Source organism: Geodermatophilus sp. SYSU D00691 (assembly GCF_054050275.1).
The window spans coordinates 51,688-71,538 of the sequence record NZ_JBJGYZ010000003.1 but is presented as its reverse complement, the minus strand read 5'-3'; the positions used below and the strand labels follow the sequence as shown (position 1 = coordinate 71,538).

Sequence of the window (19,851 nt, the reverse complement as noted above, 5' to 3'; positions counted from 1 at the left end):
CGGCGGGTGGCCTGGTGCGCACCCGCCCGTGGGGTCAGGATGCCAAGGTGACCGACGACGGTGTCGAGGCATCACCCACTCCCGACCGGCCCCTGCGCGTGGCGGTCGTCGGCGCCGGCCCGGCCGGCATCTACGCGGCCGACGCGCTGACCCGGCAGTCCGACGTCCCGGTGGCGGTCGACCTGGTAGACCGGCTGCCGACGCCGTTCGGCCTGGTCCGGCACGGCATCGCCCCCGACCACCCGAAGATGCGGGCCATCCGCGACACCCTGCACCGCTTCCTCGACCACCCGCTGGTGCGCTTCGTGGGCAACGTCGACGTGGGCACCGACATCCCGCTGGCCGACCTGCGCCGGCACGTCGACGCGGTGATCTACACCTACGGCGCCTCGCGCGACCGGCAGCTCGGCATCGACGGCGAGCAGCTGCCCGGCAGCCTCGCCGCCACCGACCTGGTCGCCTGGTACTGCGGCCACCCCGACGCCGACCGCGAACTGGTCGAGTCGGCGCTGCGCGGCGCCCGCTCCGCCGTCGTCATCGGCGTCGGCAACGTGGCGCTCGACGTCGCCCGGGTGCTCTCCCGCACCCCGGCGGAGCTCGACCCGACCGAGATGCCGCAGCACGTGCTCGACGCGCTCGCCGCCGCGCCGGTGCAGGAGGTGACGATCCTCGGCCGGCGCGGCCCGGCGCAGGCGAGCTTCACCACCCAGGAGCTGCGCGAGCTCGACGGGCTGGCCGGCGCGCAGGTGCTCGTCGACCCCGCCGACCTCGAGCTCGACCCCGACGCCGAGGAGCGCGCCCGGGCCGACCGGGTGATCAGCCGCAACCTGGCGGTGCTGCGCGAGTGGGCCCACCACTCGCCGGACCCCGCCCGCAACCCGCTGCGGCTGCAGTTCTTCAGCCGCCCGGCCCGGCTGCTGGGCACCGACCGGGTCGAGGCGATCGAGATCGAGCGGACGGCCGTCGACGGCGACGGGCGGGCCGTGGGCACCGGGGAGCTCGAGGTGCTGCCGGCCGACCTCGTCGTCCGCTCGGTCGGCTACCGCGGGCTGCCGCTGCCCGGCCTGCCGGTCGACGAGCGCACCGGCACCGTGCCCAACGAGGAGGGCCGCGTGCTGCGCGACGGCGCCCGCTCGCCCGGCGAGTACGTGGCCGGCTGGATCAAGCGCGGGCCGACCGGCGTGGTCGGCACCAACAAGCACGACGCCCGGGAGACGGTCGCGAGCCTGCTGGCCGACGCCGCCGACGGCACGCTGCGGCCCGGCGGCCCCGTCGACGACCTGGTGGACACCCTGCTGGCCCGCGGGCTGGAACCGGTGCTGCTGGAGGACTGGCGGGCGATCGACGCCGCCGAGGTCGCCCTCGGCGCCACCCGCGGCCGGGCCCGCACGACGCTGCACGAGCGCGAGTCCCTGCTGGCCGCGGTGCGGGAGGCGACGGCGCGAGCCTGACCGGAGTCCCAGGGGGCGCACGCCCCGCGCCGTGGGACCCTGCTCAGCGGAACTCCGCCAGCAGCTTCTCGGCGTCGGCGGGGGTGCCGGCGGCGACGAAGCGGAACTGCTGCTCGGTGTCGGGGCGCAGCCGCAGCTCCGCGCCGTCGGGGGTGAGCGCCACGCCTCCCGCCGCGGCCAGCAGCGCCAGCGCACCGGCGACGTCGTGCACGTGCGTGCCGCCGCGGTCGAGGTCGTGCCAGGCGGCCGCCGAGCCGTCGGCGACCAGGCACAGCTCGACGGCGGTGCAGCCGGTGACCCGCACCCGGCGGGCCGGCCCCGGCACGGTCACCGAGCCCCCGCTGGGCGCCGACGGGACGACGACGGTGGTGCCCGGCCGCGGGCGGACCGGCAGGCCGTCGCGCCAGGCGCCGTGGCCGTCGGTCCACCAGCGGCGGCCCGACGAGAGGTCGACGACGACGCCGGCGATGGCCCGCCCGCCCTGCACCAGCCCGGCGGAGAATGCCCAGGGCGGCAGGCCGGAGAGGAAGTTGCCGGTGCCGTCGAGCGGGTCGAGGACCACCCACGGCGCGTCCTCGTCGACCCGCTGGTCGGTGCGCTCCTCGCTGAGCACCGGCACGCCGAGGGCCTCCAGCACCCGCGCGGCGGCCTGGTGCGCGGCCTCGTCGGCGGCGATCGAGGGGCTGCCGTCGGCCTTGACGCGGTCCTGGCCGGTGCCGCGGGCCAGCGACACCGCCGTCTCGACCCGGGTCGCCGCCAGCGCCGCGAGGTGCACGAACCGGTGGCCCACCGGCACCTGCGGGCCGGCCACCACCACGGGGACGACGCCCCGCCCGCCCGGGCGGTCGCGGACGCGGTCGCAGCCCCACGTCGCCGCCGTCGCCAGCACGGCCGGGGTGTCGGGCCCGATGCCGGCGGCGGCCAGCACCACGGCCTCGGCGACGCCCGCCGGCGTCCACTGCCGCCGCAGCAGCGCCGCCGAGCCGTCGTCGCCGACCAGCACGCGGTAGGCCGGGTCGCTGACCGCCGGCGCCAGCGCGGCCGGGGCGAGGGCCAGCGAGGCCGCGGCACGTGCCAGGTCCGGGCCCCCCGCGGCCGCCCGGTGCTCAGCCACTGTTGCGCAGCGCCGTCGCGATGCCGTTGATGGTCAGCTGGATGTTGCGGCGGGTCAGCTCGTCGTCGTCCCCGCCCCGGCGCCGCCGCAGCATCTCGACCTGCAGGTGGTGCAGGGGCTCGAGGTACGGGAAGCGGTTGCGGATGGAGCGGGCCAGCGACGGGTTGTCGGCCAGCAGACCGTCGTCGCCGGTGACCGCGAGCAGCATGCGGCTGGTGCGCTCGTGCTCGGCGGTGATCTCGTCGAACACCTGGTGCCGCAGCCGCCGGTCGGGCACCAGCTCGGCGTACCGGGCGGCCAGGCCCAGGTCGGTCTTGGCCAGCACCATGCCCATGTTGGACATGATGGTGCGGAAGAACGGCCACCGCTGGTGGAGCTCCCGCAGGCGGGCCAGGCGGTCCTCGTCCCCGTCGACGAACCCCTCCAGCGCGGTGCCGGTGCCGTACCAGCCGGGCAGCATGATCCGCGCCTGCGACCAGCTGAACACCCACGGGATGGCCCGCAGGTCGGTGATCTTGTCGCCGGCCTTGCGCGAGGGCGGGCGGCTGCCGATGTTGAGCTCGGCCAGCTCGCCGATCGGCGTCGCCGCCCGGAACCACTCCACGAAGCCGGGCGTCTCGTGCACCAGCGCCCGGTAGGCGCGCTCCGCGCGGGCGGCGAGGTCGTCGAGCAGCTCGTAGGCCTGCTCGGCGTCGTCCCCCAGCCCCTCGATGTCGAGCAGGGTCGACTCCAGGGTGGCCGCGACCAGCGCCTCGAGGTTGCGGCGGGCCCGGTCGCGCTCGCCGTACTTGGCGGCGATGACCTCGCCCTGCTCGGTGATCCGCAGCTGGCCGGCGACCGACCCCGGCGGCTGCGCCCGGATCGCGTCGTAGCTGGGCCCGCCGCCGCGGCCGACGGTGCCGCCCCGGCCGTGGAACAGCCGCAGCCGGATCCCCTCCCGCCGGGCGACCTCGACCAGGGTCAGCTCGGCCCGGTACAGCGCCCAGTTGGCGGCGAGGTAGCCACCGTCCTTGTTGCTGTCGGAGTAGCCGAGCATCACCTCCTGGACGTCGCCGCGGCCGGCGACCAGCGCCCGGTAGAGCGGCTGCTCGAGGACGGCGGAGAGGGTGCGGCCGGCGTTCTGCAGGTCCTCGATGGTCTCGAACAGCGGCGAGATGCCGACCGGGCAGGTCGGGCCGTCCTCGCCGTCCGGGTCGAGCAGGCCGACCTCCTTGAGCAGGACGGCGACCTCGAGGACGTCGCTGACCGAGTCGCACATGCTGATGACGTAGTTCGGGATCACCCGCGGGCCGAGCAGGGCGATCTGCCCTGCGGCGGCCTCCAGCACGTCGAGCTCGCCGCGGACCCGCTCGGACAGCTGTGCGCCGGGGCGGACGAGCGGACGGCGCAGCCGCAGTTCCTGGGCCAGCAGCGCGACCCGCTCCTCCTCCCCCATGGCCGCGTAGTCGGCGGTCACCCCGGCCCAGGCCAGCAGCTCGGCCACCATCTCCTCGTGGACCTCGGCGTTCTGCCGCATGTCCAGCCCGCAGAGGTGGAAGCCGAACACCTCGACCGCCTCGCGCAGGCGGGCGAGCCGGTCGTCGGCGAGCGCGCCGGCGCCGTGGCTGCGCAGCGAGGCGTCGACGGTGTCGAGGTCGGCGCGCAGCTCGTCGGGGCTGTCGTAGGGCGGCAGCTCGACCGTCGGCTCGGGGCCGTGGATGTGCCCGACGGCGCGCCGGGTGGTGGCGACGACGCGGGCGTGCACGCCGTTGAGCGCCCGCCGGTACGGCTCGTCGGCGCGGAACGGGGAGTCGTCGCGGGAGGCCTCGGCCAGGCGGTACAGCTCCCGGGTCGGGGTGACCAGGCGGTCGGACATCGACAGCTCGATGCGCAGCTCGTCGAGCTCGTCGAGGTAGTGGCGCAGCGCCGTCTCGGCCTGGCGGGTGGTGGCCCGCCGCAGCGCCTCGGCAGTGACGAAGGGGTTGCCGTCGCGGTCGCCGCCGATCCAGGAACCGGGCAGCAGCATCGGCCGCTCGAGCAGCCCGGCGTCGGGCCAGCGCTCGTTCAGCGCCGTGCGGAGCTCGGCGTTGATGGCGGGGATGACGTCGAACAGCGACAGCTCGTAGTAGCGCAGCGCCTCGTCGATCTCGTCGGACAGCCGCAGCCGGGACAGCCGCAGCAGCGCCGTCTGCCAGAGGGTGAGCACGGCCCGCCACAGCTTGGCCGACCACTCGTCGTCGACGTCGCCGAGCGCCGACCGGTCCCGCTCGCGGATCAGGTCCGCGACCTGCCGCTGCACCTGCGAGATCGTCTTGCGCCGCACCTCGGTCGGGTGCGCGGTCACCACGGGGACGACGAGGGCGCCGGCCAGCTCGCGGGCGACGGTGTCGGCGTCGAGGTCGGCCCGGTCGAGCAGCTCGAAGCTGGCAGCGAGGCTGCCCAGCTGAGGGGGCGAGCCCTCGCGCCGGTGGTGGCGCCGGCGCCGCTCGTGGTGGATGTCCTCGGCCAGGTTGGCCAGCAGCGAGAAGTGGCTGAAGGCGCGGATGACGTGGTTCGCGCTGCGGATGTCCAGGCCGGCCAGCCGGGCGGCCAGCTCCTCGCGGTCGACCTCGGAGCGGCGGATCCGGAAGGCCTCGACGCGGGTGGACTCCACGAGCTCGAGCACGTCGGCGCCGGCCTGCTCGCCGATCACCTCGCCGAGGACGCGACCGAGCAGCCGGATGTCGTCCCGGAGCGGGGCGTCATCGGCGCGGTCGTCGGAGGGTCCGGACCCTGCGTGGCGGCGCAGGTCGGCGACGTCGACGGTGGCTTCCGACATGCGCAGGATCATCCCCTGCGCATGTGAACGCCTCATGTCGGAGGCCCCCGCGGGGCCCCTACGGCGCCAGCGGGCCCTCGAACTGCTCCAGCGCGCGCAGGGCCAGGTCGTCGCCGGCGGCCACGCCGAGGCGGAACTGCTCGACCGCTCCGTCGACGTCGCCGCGCTCGACGAGCAGCAGGCCGAGGTTGTGGTGGCAGTAGACGTCGCCGGCGCGGATGCCGGCGCGGTAGGCCTCCTCCGCCGCCTCCTCGTCGCCCAGCTCGTCGCAGTAGAGGTTGCCCAGCGGCAGCCACGACTCGGTCTCGCCCAGCTTCGCCCCGTGCTCCAGCACGCGGCGGGCCTCGTCGACCCGGCCGGTGTCGCGCAGCAGCCGGCCGAGGTCGGCGCGCGCCGACGGGTAGTGCGGCGCGCCGGCCCGCAGGTCGGGCTCCAGCGCGGGGTCGAAGGAGGCGGCCCAGGTCCAGCTCGCGGCGACGGCGGCGGCGGTCGGGTCGCCGAGCGCGGCGCCCTCCCGCGCGGCGGCCAGCGCCTCCTCGCGCTCGCCCTGCTCGCGCAGGAGGAAGGCCAGCCCGAGCCAGCCGGTGGGGTCGCCGGCCGCGGCCGCCCCGCGGTAGGCCCGCATGGCACCGGCCAGGTCGCCGAGCTCCTCGAGCACCAGGCCGAGGTTGCGCCAGGCGTCGGGCTCGCCCGCGGCCAGCGCGGTCTCGTAGGCGTCGACCGCCTCCTCGCAGCGCCCCTGCGCCGCCAGGGCGTTGCCCAGGTTGAACGACGCGATGGAGTCGCCGAGCTCGGCGGCGCGCCGGAAGCACGCCTCCGCGTCACGCTGCCGGCCCGCCTCGGCCAGGTCGCAGCCCAGGTCGATCAGCTCGGCGGGGTCCCCGGAGGCCCGGAGCCGCCGGAGGCGCCGGTCCAGGTCCTCTCGCACGAGCTGATCATCACGGCACACGGGGCCGTGCGGGACTGCTCGGGCGACGGTCTCACCCCTATGGGCGGCTGATTTCTGGGGGGATCAGCCGCCGAAGGCCTCGCGCCAGGCCGGCAGGAGGGTCGAGCGGGTCCACTCGAGGTACGGCTGCTGCTCGTCGCCGCCGATCTGCACGAGCGCCAGGTGGGTGAAACCGGCGTCGGCGTAGGCCTTCGCCGCCTCGATCACCGCGTCGACGTCGTCCCCGCACGGGATGCTCCCCGCGACGTCCTCCTCGCGCACGAACTGGCTGGCGGAGTCGAACGCGGTCGGCCCGGGCAGCTCGGCGTTGACCTTCCAGCCGAGGCCGAACCAGCGGAACAGCGAGTGCGCCCGCTTCACCGCGGCGTCGCGGTCGGTGTCGTAGCAGACCGGCATCTGGCCGACCTTCGGCTTCCCGGCACCGCCGGCGCCCTCGAACATCTCGACCAGCTCGCCCTCGGGCTCGACGGCGATCACCGCGTCGCCGAGCTCGCCGGCGATCCGCGCCGACTGCGGCCCGGAGATGGCGATGCCGATCGGCACCCGCTTCTCCGGCCGGTCCCACAGCTTCGCCGACTCGACGTCGAAGTGCTCGCCGCGGAAGTTGACGTACCCGCCGTCGAAGAGCTCGCGGATCACCCGCACGGCCTCGACGAACATCTCGTGCCGGACGTCGGCGCCGGGCCAGCCGCCGCCCACGACGTGCTCGTTGAGGTTCTCGCCGGCGCCCAGGCCGAGGGTGAACCGGCCGCCCGAGAGGATCTGCAGCGTCGCCGCCTGCTGGGCCACCACCGCCGGGTGGTAGCGGAACGTCGGGCAGGTCACGTAGGTCATCAGCGGGATGCGGCTGGTGGCCTGCGCCGCCGCGCCCAGGGTCACCCAGGCGTTGGGCGAGTGCCCCATCTCGTCGAGCCACGGGAAGTAGTGGTCGCTGCTGACCGCGAAGTCGAAGCCGACGTCCTCGGCGCCGACCACGTGGCCGACGAGGTCGGCCGGTCCGGCCTGCTCGGTCATCATCGTGTAGCCCAGCTGCATCGCCATGCCGCCCGCCTACCCCCGACCGGCGGCGCGCAACCTGGTCACGCGCGCTCGGACGCCAGCGCCTCCCGCAGCTTGACCCGGCCGCCGGTGCGCAGCAGCGCCCCGGAGTAGACCCGCCCGCCCAGCCGCACGATGAGCGCGATCGCGACCAGCATGAGGACGACGGCCAGGCCGATCTCCCACGCGGCCGCCTCCCCCGCCGCGGTGCGCACCGGCATCACCAGCGGCGAGAGGCCGGGCACGTAGGAGGTGACCGTGGCCAGGGTGCTCGCCGGGTCGCCGGCGGCCTGGATGGCGATGATGAAGCCGGCGACGAGCAGGATCGTCGTCGGCGTCAGCACGCTGCCGAGGTCCTCCTGCCGGCTGACCAGCGACGCGGCCACGGCGAAGACCGACGCGTAGAAGGCGTACCCGAGGACGAACCACAGCACGACCGACACCACCGTGCCGAGCACTTGCCCCGGGACGTCGACGACGTCGAAGGCGAGCGCCCCGACGACGCCGACCACCCCGAGGATGACGATCTGCCCGAAGCCGAGCAGGCCGAGGCCGAGGATCTTGCCGGCGAGCAGCTGCCAGGGCTTCATCGTGGCCAGCAGCAGCTCGACCACGCGGGAGGCCTTCTCCTCCACGACGCCCTGGGCGACGAACTGGCCGAACATGATGAGCAGGAAGTAGAGGAGCCCGACGCCGACGATCGCCACGACCGTCGCCTGGGTGCGGTCCTCGCCGTCGGCCTGCAGCGCGACGACGTCGACCCGCGGCGGCGGGTCCAGGGTCACGTCCGCCTGCTGGAGCTGGTCGGCGACTGAGACCGCGGCCACCGCGCTCTCCACGAGGGCCTGCGTCTCCCCGCCCCCGGTCTGCACGAGCAGGCGGGGGTCCGCCCCCTCGGGATCGATCACGGCGGCGTCGACGTCGCCGGCGTCGACCGCGCGCCGGGCGGCGTCCTCGTCGGCGAGGGTGCGCACCTCGACGTCGGTGCCGAAGGCCTCGCCCTGCGACACGAGGGCCGGCTCGACGGTCGCGCTGCTGCCGACGACGCCGATCGTGGTGCTCGACCCGCCGCTGTTGACGACGATCTGGAACGCCATCACACCGAGGACGAGGAGCAGCAGGACGGCGGTGCTGATCAGGAAGCCCTTGTCGCGCAGGCGGGTGGAGATCTCCCGGCCGGCGACCAGCCGCACGAGGGCGGCGCTGCTCAGCCGCTCCTGTCCGCTCACGCCGCCACCTCCTGAGGCTGCGCCGGGTCGGCGACGGCCTCGCGGAACAGCTCGACCAGGCTCGGCTCGCGCCAGGCGAAGTGGGTGACCCGGCCGGTCTTCAGCGCGACGGCCAGCACCTCCTGGTCGTCGGCGCCGCCGGCGAGCTCGAGCAGGGTGTCGCCGGCCTGCTGGGACACCACGCGCACGCCCGGCAGGCCCTCGGCCCAGCCCGGGCCGGCGTCGGGGACGACGACGCGCAGCAGACGGCCGGCCTCGCGGCGGCGCAGGTCCTCGACGGTGCCGGCGGCGACGATCCGGCCGTGCGCCAGGATGCCGACGGAGTCGCAGAGCCGCTCGACCAGGTCGAGCTGGTGGCTGGAGAACAGCACGGGCACGCCGGCGCGGACCTGCTCGAGCAGCGCCTCGGCGAGGGAGTCGACGCCGACCGGGTCCAGGCCGGAGAAGGGCTCGTCGAGGATGAGGACCTCCGGACGGCTGACCAGCGCGGCGGCGAGCTGGACGCGTTGCTGGTTGCCCAGCGACAGCTTCTCCACGCGGTCGCCGCTGCGCTCGCCGAGCCCCAGCCGGCCGATCCACTCGTCGCTGGCGCGCGCCGCCGCCGCGGCGCCCAGGCCGTGCAGCCGGGCGAAGTAGGTGACCTGCTCGCCGACCCTCATCTTCGGGTAGAGCCCGCGCTCCTCCGGCATGTAGCCGATGCGGCGGCGCGCGGCCTCGTCCAGCGGGCGGCCGCGCCAGCGCACCTCGCCGGCGTCGGCCCGGGCCAGGCCCATCGCGATCCGCATCGTCGTCGTCTTGCCGGCGCCGTTGGCGCCGCAGAACCCGAACATCGACCCCTCGGGGACGGCGAAGCCGACACCCTGGAGCACGGCGTTGGCGCCGTAGCTCTTGTACAGCCCGTCGAACTCGAGCATCGACCTCTCCTGATGTGCGGACGGCCAACGAGACCGTAGCGGTCCGCCCCCTCGCGCCAGGCGTCGTCCTGCGGTGTCATCAGGGCATGAGCGAGCGCAATGGGATCGCCCAGCCGCCGTCGGGCGTGGGGCTGGAGGGTCTGCGCGCGGCCGCGGCCGGGTGCCGCGCGTGCGAGCTGTGGGAGCCGGCGACGCAGACCGTGTTCGGCGAGGGACCGGAGACCGCGCGGGTGGTGTTCGTCGGCGAGCAGCCCGGTGACCAGGAGGACCGCAAGGGCGAGCCGTTCGTCGGCCCGGCCGGGCGGCTGCTGGACAAGGCGCTGGCCGAGGCGGGCATCGAGCGGCGCGACGTCTACATCACCAACGCGGTCAAGCACTTCCGGTTCACCCCGACGCCGAAGCGGCGCATCCACCAGACGCCGGGGCCGGAGCACCTGCGGGCCTGCCGGCCCTGGCTGGAATCGGAGTTCGAGGTGCTCCAGCCCGAGGTGGTGGTCTGCCTGGGCGCGACCGCGGCCAAGGCGCTGATCTCGCCCTCCTTCCGGATCACCAAGGAGCGCGGGCAGCTGCTGCCGTGGACCCCGCCCGGGGTGGCCGCGGAGGAGGACGAGGAGGACGCCCCGCACCAGACCTGGATGCTGGCGACCACCCACCCGTCGGCCGTGCTGCGGACGCCGGACGAGTCGCGCGGCGCCGCCTACGACGCGCTGGTCGCCGACCTCAGGGTCGTGGCCGGGGCGCTCGCTTGACCGGGTGCTGAGCGGGTACCCGCCCGCCATGCAGCGGCTCTACACCGCAGAAGCGACCGCGTACGGCGCCCGGCACGGGGCGGTGGTGAGCTCCGACGACCGGCTCGACCTCAAGCTGTCGCGGCCGGCCGCGATGGGCGGTGACGACGGCCCCGGCACCAATCCCGAGCAGCTCTTCGCCGCCGGGTACGCGGCCTGCTTCCACAGCGCGATGCGCTTCGCCGTCCGGGAGGTGGGTCTCTCCCCCGCGGCCCTGGAGGGTTCGCGCGTCACCGCGCGGGTGCACTTCCTCAAGACGCCGCCGATGGAGTTCGGCCTGGCCGTCGAGCTGGAGCTGCACGCGCCGGGCATCGACGCCGAGCGGGCCTACGAGGTCATGGAGCTGACCCACCAGATCTGCCCCTACTCCAAGGCCACCGACGGCAACGTGGAGGTCGAGCTGCTGGTCGCGCAGACCGCCCCCACCGACGCCGGCTGAGCACCGAAGGGGATGGTCGTGCGACCACGCCCGACCCGACGGTGGTGTGCGTGATCGGCGCACTTCCGCGCCGGGGGTGCGCCGGATCGGCACACCGCTCCACCGGCCGGTGATCAGCGGGCGGAGCGGGAGGCGCGGAAGAACCAGAACGACGGGACGACGAGCGCGACCACGACCATCGCCAGGACGACGACGACCCCGCCGGACACCATCGCCACGGTCACCGAGGTGGCGCTGGCCAGCGCACCGGCGCGCAGGTCGCCGAGCCGGGGCCCGCCGGCCACGACGACGATGAAGACGCCCTGCATGCGCCCGCGCATGTCCTCCGGCGCGGCCAGCTGCAGCATCGACGTGCGCAGCACGGCGCTGACCATGTCGGCGCCGCCGGCGATGGCCAGGAAGACCACCGCCACCCACAGCGCCGGCGCGAAGCCGAACCCGATGATCGCCAGCCCCCAGGCGACGATCGCCCCGAGCACCACCGCGCCCTGCCGGTCGACGCGGGCCACCCAGCCCGACGTTAGGCCCATCACCAGCGCACCGATCGAGACGCCGGCGAACAGCCAGCCGAGGCTGTTGGGCGAGTCGAGGAACCGGGTCTCCGCCAGCTCGGGGAACACCGCCTGGGGCCAGGCGAAGAGCATCGCGATGATGTCGACGACGAAGGTCATCAGCAGCACCGGCTGGGTGCGCAGGAAGACGAAGCCCTCCCAGACGCCGCGCACCGCGCTGCCGAGGCGCAGCGGCCCGGCCGCGCCCCCCGGCGGCAGCGCCGGCAGTCCGCGCAGCAGGAGGACCGCCACCAGGAACCCGAGCGCGTCGACGGCGTAGGTGACGAACAGCTCGCCCACGCCGATGAGCACGCCGGCCAGCAGGGGGCCGACGATGACGCCGACCTGCCGCACGGTCATCGCCAGCGCGTTGGCCCCGGCCACGCCCTCCGGCCCCACCAGCGCGGGAATCACCGCGCCGCGCGCCGGCTGGTTGACCGCGGCGAAGCCCGAGACCGCGGCGGTCAGCACCCACAGCACCACCAGGTTCCCGCCGCCGGGCAGCAGCGCCTGCACCGCGAGCAGCGCGCTGGTGACCGCGGCGCCGACCGAGGTGACCAGCATCAGCTTCTTGCGGTCCATGGCGTCGGCGATGGCGCCGCCGAGCAACCCGAAGACGACCAGCGGCACCAGCGCCACGACCGACGTGACGCCGACCAGCAGCGACGAGCCGGTCAGCTGGAAGACCTGGTACGGGACGGCGACCAGCGTCATCTGCTGGCCGAGCATCGTCGCCGCCGTCCCCCAGAACAGCCGCCGGTAGGCCGGGTTGCGCAGCGGCGTGGTGTCGACCGCCCACGCGCGCGGCCTGCGGGGTTGGGCGACGGGTTCGGCGACCTTGCCGGCCCCCTCGACGGGATCGACGGGTGCGCTCACGGGGCGAGCCGCTGGACGATCCAGCCGCCGCCCTCGGCGTCGTCGCGCACGAACCGGAGCCGGTCGTGCAGCCGGTCGGCCCCGCCCTGCCAGAACTCCACGCGCTCGGGGACGACGCGGTAGCCGCCCCACACCGGCGGCCGGGGCACCGGCCCCTCCCCCGTCTCCTCGTCGAGCAGCTGCACCCGCTCGGCCAGCTCCTCCCGGGAGTCGACGACGGTCGACTGCACCGAGGCCACCGCGGCCAGCTGGGCGCCGCGGGGGCGCGGGTTCCACAGGTCGTCCGAGGCGGCGTCGCCCACCCGCTCGGCCCGGCCGGCGACGCGGACCTGCCGCTGGATCGCGTGCCACGGGAAGACCAGCGCCGCCCGCGGGTTGGCCGCCAGCTGGGCGCCCTTCGTCGAGGCGTAGCTGGTGACGAAGACGAAGCCGAACTCGTCGTAGCCCTTCATCAGGACGGTGCGGGCGTCGGGGGCGCCGTCGGCGTCGGCGGTGGCGACCACCATCGCGTTGGGCTCGGGGAGCTCGGCGGCCACGGCGTCGGCGAACCAGCGGTCGAACTGCTCGACCCAGCTCGCGGCCAGGTCCTCCTCGCGCAGGCCGCGCCCGCCGTAGTCCCGGCGCATGCGGGAGAGATCGGGCACGCAGCCATGCTGTCACCGCCCCGGCCCGGGCGCCGTCGCGGAGCGGGGAACCACCCCCGTGAGGGCCCTCACACCGGCGCCGGACCGGGGGACACTGGAACCAGGGTCGGCTGTCGGCGGTCCCCGGGCACCGCCTAGGGTCCACCCAGTCGTGCGCGCATTCTCGTGCACGCACAGGTTTTCGCGCGCAGAGGAGCATGCGAGATGGCCGACGACTTCGTACCCGGTCTGGAAGGCGTCATCGCCTTCGAGACGGAGATCGCCGAACCGGACAAGGACGGCGGCGCCCTGCGCTACCGCGGCGTCGACATCGAGGACCTGGTCGGGAAGATCACGTTCGGCAACGTGTGGGCGCTGCTGGTCGACGGCAAGTTCGGCCCCGGCCTGCCGCCCGCCGAGCCGTTCCCCATCCCCGTGCACACCGGCGACGTGCGCGTCGACGTCCAGGCCGCGCTGGCGATGCTGACCCCGATCTGGGGCTACAAGCCGCTGCTGGACATCAGCGCCGAGGAGGCCCGCGAGGAGCTCGCCCGGGCGGCCGTCATGGCGCTGTCCTACGTGGCGCAGTCCGCCCGCGGCATCGGCGTCCCCGCCGTGCCCCAGCGCCGCATCGACGAGTGCAACACGATCGTCGAGCGGTTCATGACCCGCTGGCGGGGGGAGCCCGACCCCCGCCACGTCGCCGCCGTCGACGCCTACTGGACCTCGGCGGCCGAGCACGGCATGAACGCCTCCACGTTCACCGCCCGGGTGATCGCCTCGACCGGCGCCGACGTCGCCGCCTCCCTCTCCGGCGCCATCGGCGCGATGTCCGGCCCGCTGCACGGCGGCGCGCCGTCCCGGGTGCTGCACATGCTCGACGGCGTCGAGGAGAGCGGGGACGCGGAGAAGTACGTCAAGGACCTGCTGGACCGCAAGGAACGGCTGATGGGCTTCGGCCACCGGGTCTACCGGGCCGAGGACCCGCGCGCCCGCGTGCTGCGCAAGGCCGCCCAGGAGCTGGGCGCCCCGCGCTTCGACGCCGCGCTGGCGCTGGAGCAGGCCGCGCTCAAGGAGCTGCGCGAGCGCCGTCCCGACCGGCCGATCGAGACCAACGTGGAGTTCTGGGCGGCGATCGTCCTCGACTTCGCCGAGGTGCCCGCGCACATGTTCACCTCGATGTTCACCTGCGCCCGCACCGCCGGCTGGTGCGCGCACATCCTCGAGCAGAAGAACACCGGTCGCCTGGTGCGCCCGTCGGCCCGCTACATCGGCCCGGAGCCCCGCCGGCCCGAGGAGGTCGAGGGCTTCGACTCGATCACCACCAAGTCCGTGAGCGCGGCCGCCCCCGCCTGAACGATCGAAAGAGGCTCCCCCGCCGATGACCATCCAGATCCCCGCCGAGCTGCTGCCCGCCGACGGACGGTTCGGCTGCGGCCCGTCCAAGGTCCGCCCCGAGGCGCTGCAGGCGCTGGCCACCGACGGTGCCGCGGTGATGGGGACCTCGCACCGGCAGGCGCCGGTGAAGAACCTGGTCAGGCAGGTCCGCGAGGGGCTGACCGCCCTGTTCGACCTGCCCGAGGGCTACGAGGTCGTGCTGGGCAACGGCGGGACGACGGCCTTCTGGGACGCCGCGGTCTTCGGTCTGATCCGAGACCGCAGCGCGTTCGGCACCTACGGCGAGTTCTCGGCCAAGTTCGCCTCGGCGGCGGCCGAGGCGCCGTTCCTGGCCGACCCGGTGATCGCCAGGGGCGAGCCCGGGTCGCTGGCCCTGCCCAAGGCGGAGGCGGGGATCGACGTCTACGGCTGGGCGCACAACGAGACCTCGACCGGCGTGATGGCGCCCGTCGTCCGCCCGGCCGACGCCGACGACGACGCCCTGGTGCTCATCGACGCCACCAGCGCCGCCGGCGGCCTGCCGGTCGACGTCGCGCAGACCGACGTCTACTACTTCGCGCCGCAGAAGAACTTCGGTGGCGACGGCGGGCTGTGGATCGCGCTCATGTCGCCCGCGGCGCTGCAGCGGGTGGCCGAGATCAAGGCCTCGGGCCGCTGGATCCCCGGCTTCCTCGACCTGTCGATCGCCGTCGACAACTCGAGCAAGGACCAGACCTACAACACCCCGGCCGTCGCCACGCTGTTCCTGCTGGCCGACCAGGTCCGGTGGCTGCTCGGCCTGGGCGGGCTGTCGGGCGCGGTGGAGCGCACTCGGGAGTCGTCGAGCCGGCTGTACCGGTGGGCGGAGGCCAAGGACTACGCGACGCCGTTCGTGGCCGACCCCGACGAGCGCTCCTTCGTCGTCGGCACGGTCGACTTCGCCGAGGGCGTCGACGCCGCCGCGATCGCGAAGACGCTGCGGGCCAACGGCGTCGTCGACGTCGAGCCCTACCGCAAGCTCGGCCGCAACCAGCTGCGCGTGGGCATGTTCCCCGCCGTCGACCCCGACGACGTCAGCGCGCTGACCGCCTGCATCGACCACGTCGTCGAGCGCCTCTGAGTGCTTTGTCGCTATCAAGCACGCGTGCTCGATAGCGACAAAGCACGTTCAGGGCAGCAGCCAGGTGTCCTTGGTGCCGGCGCCGCGGGAGAGGTCGGTCACCCGTGAGGTCTCCGACGGCGCCACCCGCGTGAGCGGCGCGGGCAGCACCTGCACGCCCGACCGCCCGGCCACCGAGAACACCCGCAGGTCCACCCGCCGCGGCACCAGGGCGCCGTCGCTCAGCGTGGGCACCGTGGAGAGCTCCACGGGTTCGGCGGCCACGAACCGGTGCGGCGCGGCCGCGACCTCGGCGTGCAGCTGGGCCAGCTCGGCGGCCGTGCACTCCGGCCCGACCACCGGCCGGCCGCCGCCGAAGGGGTCGACCGGGGTGACCACCAGCTCGTGCAGCCGGTCGCGCACCTCGCCCCACTGCCCGCCGTCGGCGAGCACCCACGTGCGCACCGACTCGAGCAGCGGCTCCTCCCCCAGGTAGAAGCGGATCAGCTGCGGCACGGCGGCGAAGGTCGCCGGGTCGTCGGCCAGCCCGTTGCCCGGCACGTTGGCCAGCGCGAGCGTGCCGGTGCGCACGCCCTCGGCCAGCAGCGCCCCGAGCTGCGCGCCGCCGGGCGTGCGGTGCGCCGGCAGCTCGGCGTCGTCGAAGCGCCGGTACAGCACGTCGACCGGCCGCCGGTCGCCGTCGAGGGCCACCTCCACCCCGCCGTCGGTCCGCGGCCACAGGTCGCCGGCGCGCACCAGCGGGGCGCCGAGCGCGTCGGCGAGCAGCCGGTGCTCGAACCAGGCAGGATCGGTCTCCCCCACGGTGAGGACGGCGATCCGCGGCGTCCGCGCGCAGGCCGGCGGCGCGGCGTCGGCCAAGGCCCGGCGCAGCACCGGGACGGCGTCGCGCGGGTCGGTCAGCCCGCCGGGGAGCAGCTCCGGCGCCGCCGCGCGCACGACGTCGCGCTCGGCCAGCGCGTAGCCCAGCCCGGTGGGGACCCGCAGGTTGTCCGCCCGCACCACCCAGCGGCCGTCCTCGGCGCGCAGCACGTCGGTGCCGGCCACCGTGGCGCGCGGCTGACCGGCCCAGGCCAGCCCCACCGCGTCGGGGTCGCGGCCCGGGCTGTGCGCGACCGCCCAGCCGGGCAGCACGCCCGCGCGGACGACCTCCGGCTCGCGGTCGGGGTCGCTGCGCCGGCGGCCCGCCGCGCGGTAGCCGTCGGCGAGGAAGGCGTTGAGCGCCCGGTGCCGCTGCTCGACCCCCGCGGCCAGCCGCGCCCAGGAGGCGGCGTCGACCAGCCGCGGCACCGGGTCGCCGGCCACCGGCGCCACCGTCTGCCGCCCGTCGGCCCACCCGGCGACGACGACGCCGCGGGCCTCCCGCTCGGCGGCCAGCGCCGCCGCGGCGCGGATCAGCCCCGGCGTGCCGAGCCGGTCGAGCACCGGGCCGAGCGCGGCGTAGCCCGGGCGCAGGCCGCCGTCGGGGTCGACCGTCTCGTCACCCGCGGGCGAGGCGTAGCCGCGAAGAGGACTCACAAGTGCGCATCGAACCAGGCCGCGACCCGTTCGCTCAGCTCCACGAGGTGGTCCCGCCCCACGATGGTGTGACCCTCGCCCGGCAGGAGCAGCAGCTCGCTGGGCCCGCCACGGGCCTGCAGGGCCTGGTGCGCCTGCACCGACTCCGCCACCGGCACGTTGGTGTCGCGGTCGCCGTGGCACAGCAGCACCGGCGAGGTGAGCCGGTCCAGGTGCGTCATCGGCGAGATCGCGGCGAGCATGTCGCGGTCGGCGACCGGGTCGCCGTACTCCGTCACCGACGCGGCGGCCATCCACGGCTCGGTGCCGGCGAAGAAGCTGCGCAGGTCGCTCATGCCGGCGAGGGTGGCGCCGGCGGCGAACAGGTCGGGCCAGCGGGTCAGCGCCACCAGGGTGAGGTAGCCGCCGTAGGACCAGCCGTGCGCACCGATCCGCCCGGGCGCGGCGATGCCCGCGGTGACCAGGCCCTCGACGGTGGCGCGCACGTCGTCGAAGGAGGCCTCGCGGGCCGGTCCGTCGTCCGCGCACGCGAACGCCCGCCCGAACCCGCCGGAGCCGCGGACGTTCGGCGCAAAGACGGTGAACCCGGCGGCGACCAGCGACTGCGCGACCGGCGACCAGCCCGGCCGCTCCTGGCCCTCGGGCCCGCCGTGGAAGCTGACGACCGTCCGGTTGGCGCCGGTGACCCCGCGCGGCACGTAGAGCCAGCCGGAGAGCTCGAGGCCGTCGGCGGCGCGGTACCGGTGCAGCACCGGCTCGACGAGCAGGTCGGGGTTGGGCCGCGGCGGCGCCGACGGCAGCGGCCGCGGGGCCGCGGCGCCCGAGAGCGGGACCGTCCACAGCGCCCGCGGGGCGCGCGGGCCGGTCAGCTCGGCCAGCAGGAGCTCGCCGTCGCCGGACAGCGACCACCCGGGCATCACCGGCTCGGGCAGCGGGACCTCGCGGACTAGCGAGCCGTCGGCCAGGTCGTGGAGGCGCAGCTGCGTGACCCCGTCGCAGGTCCAGGAGGCGAGCACCGTGCCGTCGGCGCGGACGGCGTACCCGTCGAGGTCGGCGTCGGGACGGCGCAGGAGCACCCGCCCCTCGCCCGGCACGCCGTCCGCGGACAGCGGGACGACCACGAGACCGGCGCGGTCCTCCCCCGGCACCCCGGGCAGCGACGCGCGGACGAGGACCGAGCGGCCGTCGGGGCCGAACCGGCCGTCCTCCGAGGCGATCCCCCCGGGGGCGTCGAGCGGCAGCACCCGGCGCTGCTCGCCGGTGGCCACGTCGACCAGGACGACGTGCCGGTAGCCGCGCGGGCCGCGGCGGGCCAGCACCCAGCGCTCGTCGGCGGAGACGGAGGTGACGGCGAGGAAGCCGCCGCGGGCCAGCGTGCGGTGCGCGCCGGTCGCCGCGTCGACCAGGACGACGTCGGCGTCCGGCCCGTCCCCGGGGGCGATCGAGCAGACGTAGTGGCCGGGGCGGGTCCAGCCGCCGGCGAAGACGGTGGCGAACGGGTCGGCGCCGGCGACGACGCGGTGGCCGGTGCCGTCGGGGCGCACCACGTGCAGCTCGGCGCAGATGGAGCCGCCGGGGCTGACCAGGTAGGCCAGCCACCCGCCGTCCGGCGACCAGGCGACCGAGACGACCTCCTCGGCCGGCCCCGACAGCACGGCCGGCGGGGTCCCCTGGTCGAGGTGCGCCACCTCCAGCCGCGGCAGGCCCGAGCGGTCGCTGACGTAGGCGACGCGGTCGCCCTCCGGCGACAGGGCGGGGCACCAGGCACCGGCGGTGCCGGCGATCTCGGTGACGGCGAGGCGGACGTCGGTGGGCAGGACCGCGGCAGGGGTCCCGCCCACGGGAGACGCGGTGGTCGTCCGCGGTTCGGTCAGGGGGCTGGCCATCGCACCTCCTCGGCTCGGAGTTCCCGCCCGCAGCGAGCGGGCGAGCGGCAGGATTCCACGTCGGAGGGGTGAACCGGCTCACCCGCGGCGTCGCGCACCTGCCGCCGTCCCAGCGGCCTCACTGTCCCCCGCGCAGGTTTCCGGCAGATGACACGTGCGGCGCTCCGGGCGTGCCTTCCCGGCCGGGTTCCCTCCGCGCGGATAGCCTCGGACCCCAGGTCTCTCTCCGGGGCCGTTCCGCCGCACCCCACAGGAGGTCGTCATGCGCAGACTGCGCGTCGTGGCGCTCTCCGACGACGGCCGCAGCCTCATCCTCACCGCGGAGGCCGGCGACGGCTCCGACGAGCCCGAGCGCTTCGAGCTGCCCATCGACGAGCGCGTGCGCGCCGCCGCCCGCGGCGACGCCCGCCTCGGCGCGATCGAGGACCTCGGCAACACCCTGCCGCCGCGGGTCATCCAGGCCCGCATCCGCGCCGGCGAGACCCCCGAGCAGGTGGCCGAGGCCTCCGGCACGCGGGTCGAGCGGATCATGCGCTTCGCCCACCCGGTGCTGCAGGAGCGCGCGCGGGTGGCCGAGCAGGCCCGCGGCTGCCGCGTGCGCCTCTCCGAGGGGACGACGAACACCTCGCTGGACCCGTTCATGACCGGCCGGCTGCGGCTTATCGGCGGCGACCCGGACGCCCTCCGCTGGGACGCCTACCGCGCCGACGACGGCGGCTGGGTCGTCACCGCCGGCTGGCGGGCCGGCGGCAAGTCGGGCACGACGCTGTGGAGCTACGACATCCCGGCCCGCACGGTCACCCCGCTCGACGCCGCGACGATGGACTTCGCCGAGGGCACCCGCCTGGTCCGCGTCGTCCCGCACGTGCCCGGCGGGTCGGGCCCCGTGCCCACCGTCCGCCCGGTCGCCGTGGTGGCCGAGGACGACGACGAGCCCGTCGCCGAGGCCGAGCCCGAGCCCGACGAGGAGCACGTCCGCGACGTCGCCCCGCCCGCCGGCACCCCCGAGGACGTCGACCCGTTCGCCGAGAACCCCGAGCTGGCCGAGCACGACACCGTCGTCCTGGGCCGCACCGGCGAGGAGCCCGAGGACCCGCGCGCCCGCATCCCGGCGTGGGAGGACATCGTCTTCGGCGTCCGCCGCCACCGCTGACGCCGTCCCACCTCGCCGAGATCCCGTGATC

Annotated in this window: 16 protein-coding genes; 6 read left to right on the top strand and 10 right to left on the bottom strand. The window is 75.5% G+C overall.

Translation table 11 applies throughout. The annotated features are described in order from the left end of the window. Window positions 1-47: 47 nt before the first annotated feature. Window positions 48-1,451, top strand: coding sequence for an NADP oxidoreductase (locus ACI797_RS02985; RefSeq protein WP_456857031.1), 1,404 nt, complete (start codon window positions 48-50; stop codon window positions 1,449-1,451). A 43-nt stretch (window positions 1,452-1,494) separates the two neighbouring features. Here the strand turns inward: ACI797_RS02985 and ACI797_RS02980 are convergent, their stop codons facing one another. The 6 genes from ACI797_RS02980 to ACI797_RS02955 all read right to left on the bottom strand — a co-directional run bounded on the left by ACI797_RS02980 (window position 1,495) and on the right by ACI797_RS02955 (window position 9,492). Next, a complete protein-coding gene (locus ACI797_RS02980; protein WP_456857030.1) occupies window positions 1,495-2,565 on the bottom strand; it encodes an inositol monophosphatase family protein in 1,071 nt (356 codons plus the stop codon). Then, complete coding sequence (gene ppc, locus ACI797_RS02975) at window positions 2,558-5,362, bottom strand: phosphoenolpyruvate carboxylase (RefSeq protein WP_456857029.1); 2,805 nt, start codon at window positions 5,360-5,362, stop codon at window positions 2,558-2,560. The genes ACI797_RS02980 and ppc overlap by 8 nt, the downstream gene beginning before the upstream one ends. 58 nt (window positions 5,363-5,420) lie before the next feature. Then, entirely contained in the window at window positions 5,421-6,290 is an 870-nt protein-coding gene (locus ACI797_RS02970) for a tetratricopeptide repeat protein (protein WP_456857028.1), read from the bottom strand. Window positions 6,291-6,374: 84 nt separating this feature from the next. After that, the gene (locus ACI797_RS02965) at window positions 6,375-7,352 is read right to left on the bottom strand and encodes an LLM class F420-dependent oxidoreductase (protein WP_456857027.1); all 978 of its coding nucleotides are present in this window, start codon (window positions 7,350-7,352) and stop codon (window positions 6,375-6,377) included. 38 nt (window positions 7,353-7,390) lie between these two features. Beyond that, the gene (locus ACI797_RS02960) at window positions 7,391-8,578 is read right to left on the bottom strand and encodes an ABC transporter permease (protein WP_456857026.1); all 1,188 of its coding nucleotides are present in this window, start codon (window positions 8,576-8,578) and stop codon (window positions 7,391-7,393) included. Beyond that, window positions 8,575-9,492 (bottom strand): ABC transporter ATP-binding protein, encoded by a 918-nt coding sequence (locus ACI797_RS02955; RefSeq protein ID WP_456857025.1) that lies wholly within the window; start codon window positions 9,490-9,492, stop codon window positions 8,575-8,577. Before ACI797_RS02955 ends, ACI797_RS02960 begins: the two co-directional genes overlap by 4 nt. An 86-nt stretch (window positions 9,493-9,578) precedes the next feature. Between ACI797_RS02955 and ACI797_RS02950 the strand changes: the two genes are divergently transcribed. Next, complete coding sequence (locus tag ACI797_RS02950; RefSeq protein WP_456541710.1) at window positions 9,579-10,241, top strand: UdgX family uracil-DNA binding protein; 663 nt, start codon at window positions 9,579-9,581, stop codon at window positions 10,239-10,241. A 28-nt stretch (window positions 10,242-10,269) separates the two neighbouring features. Beyond that, entirely contained in the window at window positions 10,270-10,719 is a 450-nt protein-coding gene (locus ACI797_RS02945) for an organic hydroperoxide resistance protein (RefSeq protein ID WP_456857024.1), read from the top strand. 113 nt (window positions 10,720-10,832) lie between these two features. Here ACI797_RS02945 and ACI797_RS02940 read toward each other — a convergent pair whose 3' ends face one another. Next, complete coding sequence (locus ACI797_RS02940; protein WP_456857023.1) at window positions 10,833-12,146, bottom strand: MFS transporter; 1,314 nt, start codon at window positions 12,144-12,146, stop codon at window positions 10,833-10,835. Further along, the gene (pdxH, locus tag ACI797_RS02935; RefSeq protein WP_456857022.1) at window positions 12,143-12,790 is read right to left on the bottom strand and encodes a pyridoxamine 5'-phosphate oxidase; all 648 of its coding nucleotides are present in this window, start codon (window positions 12,788-12,790) and stop codon (window positions 12,143-12,145) included. Before pdxH ends, ACI797_RS02940 begins: the two co-directional genes overlap by 4 nt. A 204-nt stretch (window positions 12,791-12,994) precedes the next feature. Here pdxH and ACI797_RS02930 point away from each other — a divergent pair, with 204 nt between their 5' ends. Both ACI797_RS02930 and serC read left to right on the top strand, forming a co-directional pair. Then, complete coding sequence (locus ACI797_RS02930; protein WP_456541714.1) at window positions 12,995-14,125, top strand: citrate synthase 2; 1,131 nt, start codon at window positions 12,995-12,997, stop codon at window positions 14,123-14,125. A gap of 25 nt (window positions 14,126-14,150) precedes the next feature. Next, entirely contained in the window at window positions 14,151-15,266 is a 1,116-nt protein-coding gene (serC, locus tag ACI797_RS02925; protein ID WP_456857021.1) for a phosphoserine transaminase, read from the top strand. A gap of 48 nt (window positions 15,267-15,314) precedes the next feature. Here serC and ACI797_RS02920 read toward each other — a convergent pair whose 3' ends face one another. Next, entirely contained in the window at window positions 15,315-16,781 is a 1,467-nt protein-coding gene (locus ACI797_RS02920) for a circularly permuted type 2 ATP-grasp protein (protein WP_456857020.1), read from the bottom strand. Next, the gene (locus ACI797_RS02915) at window positions 16,778-18,667 is read right to left on the bottom strand and encodes an alpha/beta fold hydrolase (protein ID WP_456857019.1); all 1,890 of its coding nucleotides are present in this window, start codon (window positions 18,665-18,667) and stop codon (window positions 16,778-16,780) included. The genes ACI797_RS02920 and ACI797_RS02915 overlap by 4 nt, the downstream gene beginning before the upstream one ends. Before the next feature lie 262 nt (window positions 18,668-18,929). Here ACI797_RS02915 and sepH point away from each other — a divergent pair, with 262 nt between their 5' ends. After that, the gene (sepH, locus tag ACI797_RS02910) at window positions 18,930-19,820 is read left to right on the top strand and encodes a septation protein SepH (RefSeq protein ID WP_456857018.1); all 891 of its coding nucleotides are present in this window, start codon (window positions 18,930-18,932) and stop codon (window positions 19,818-19,820) included. The last annotated feature ends 31 nt before the right edge of the window (window positions 19,821-19,851 follow it).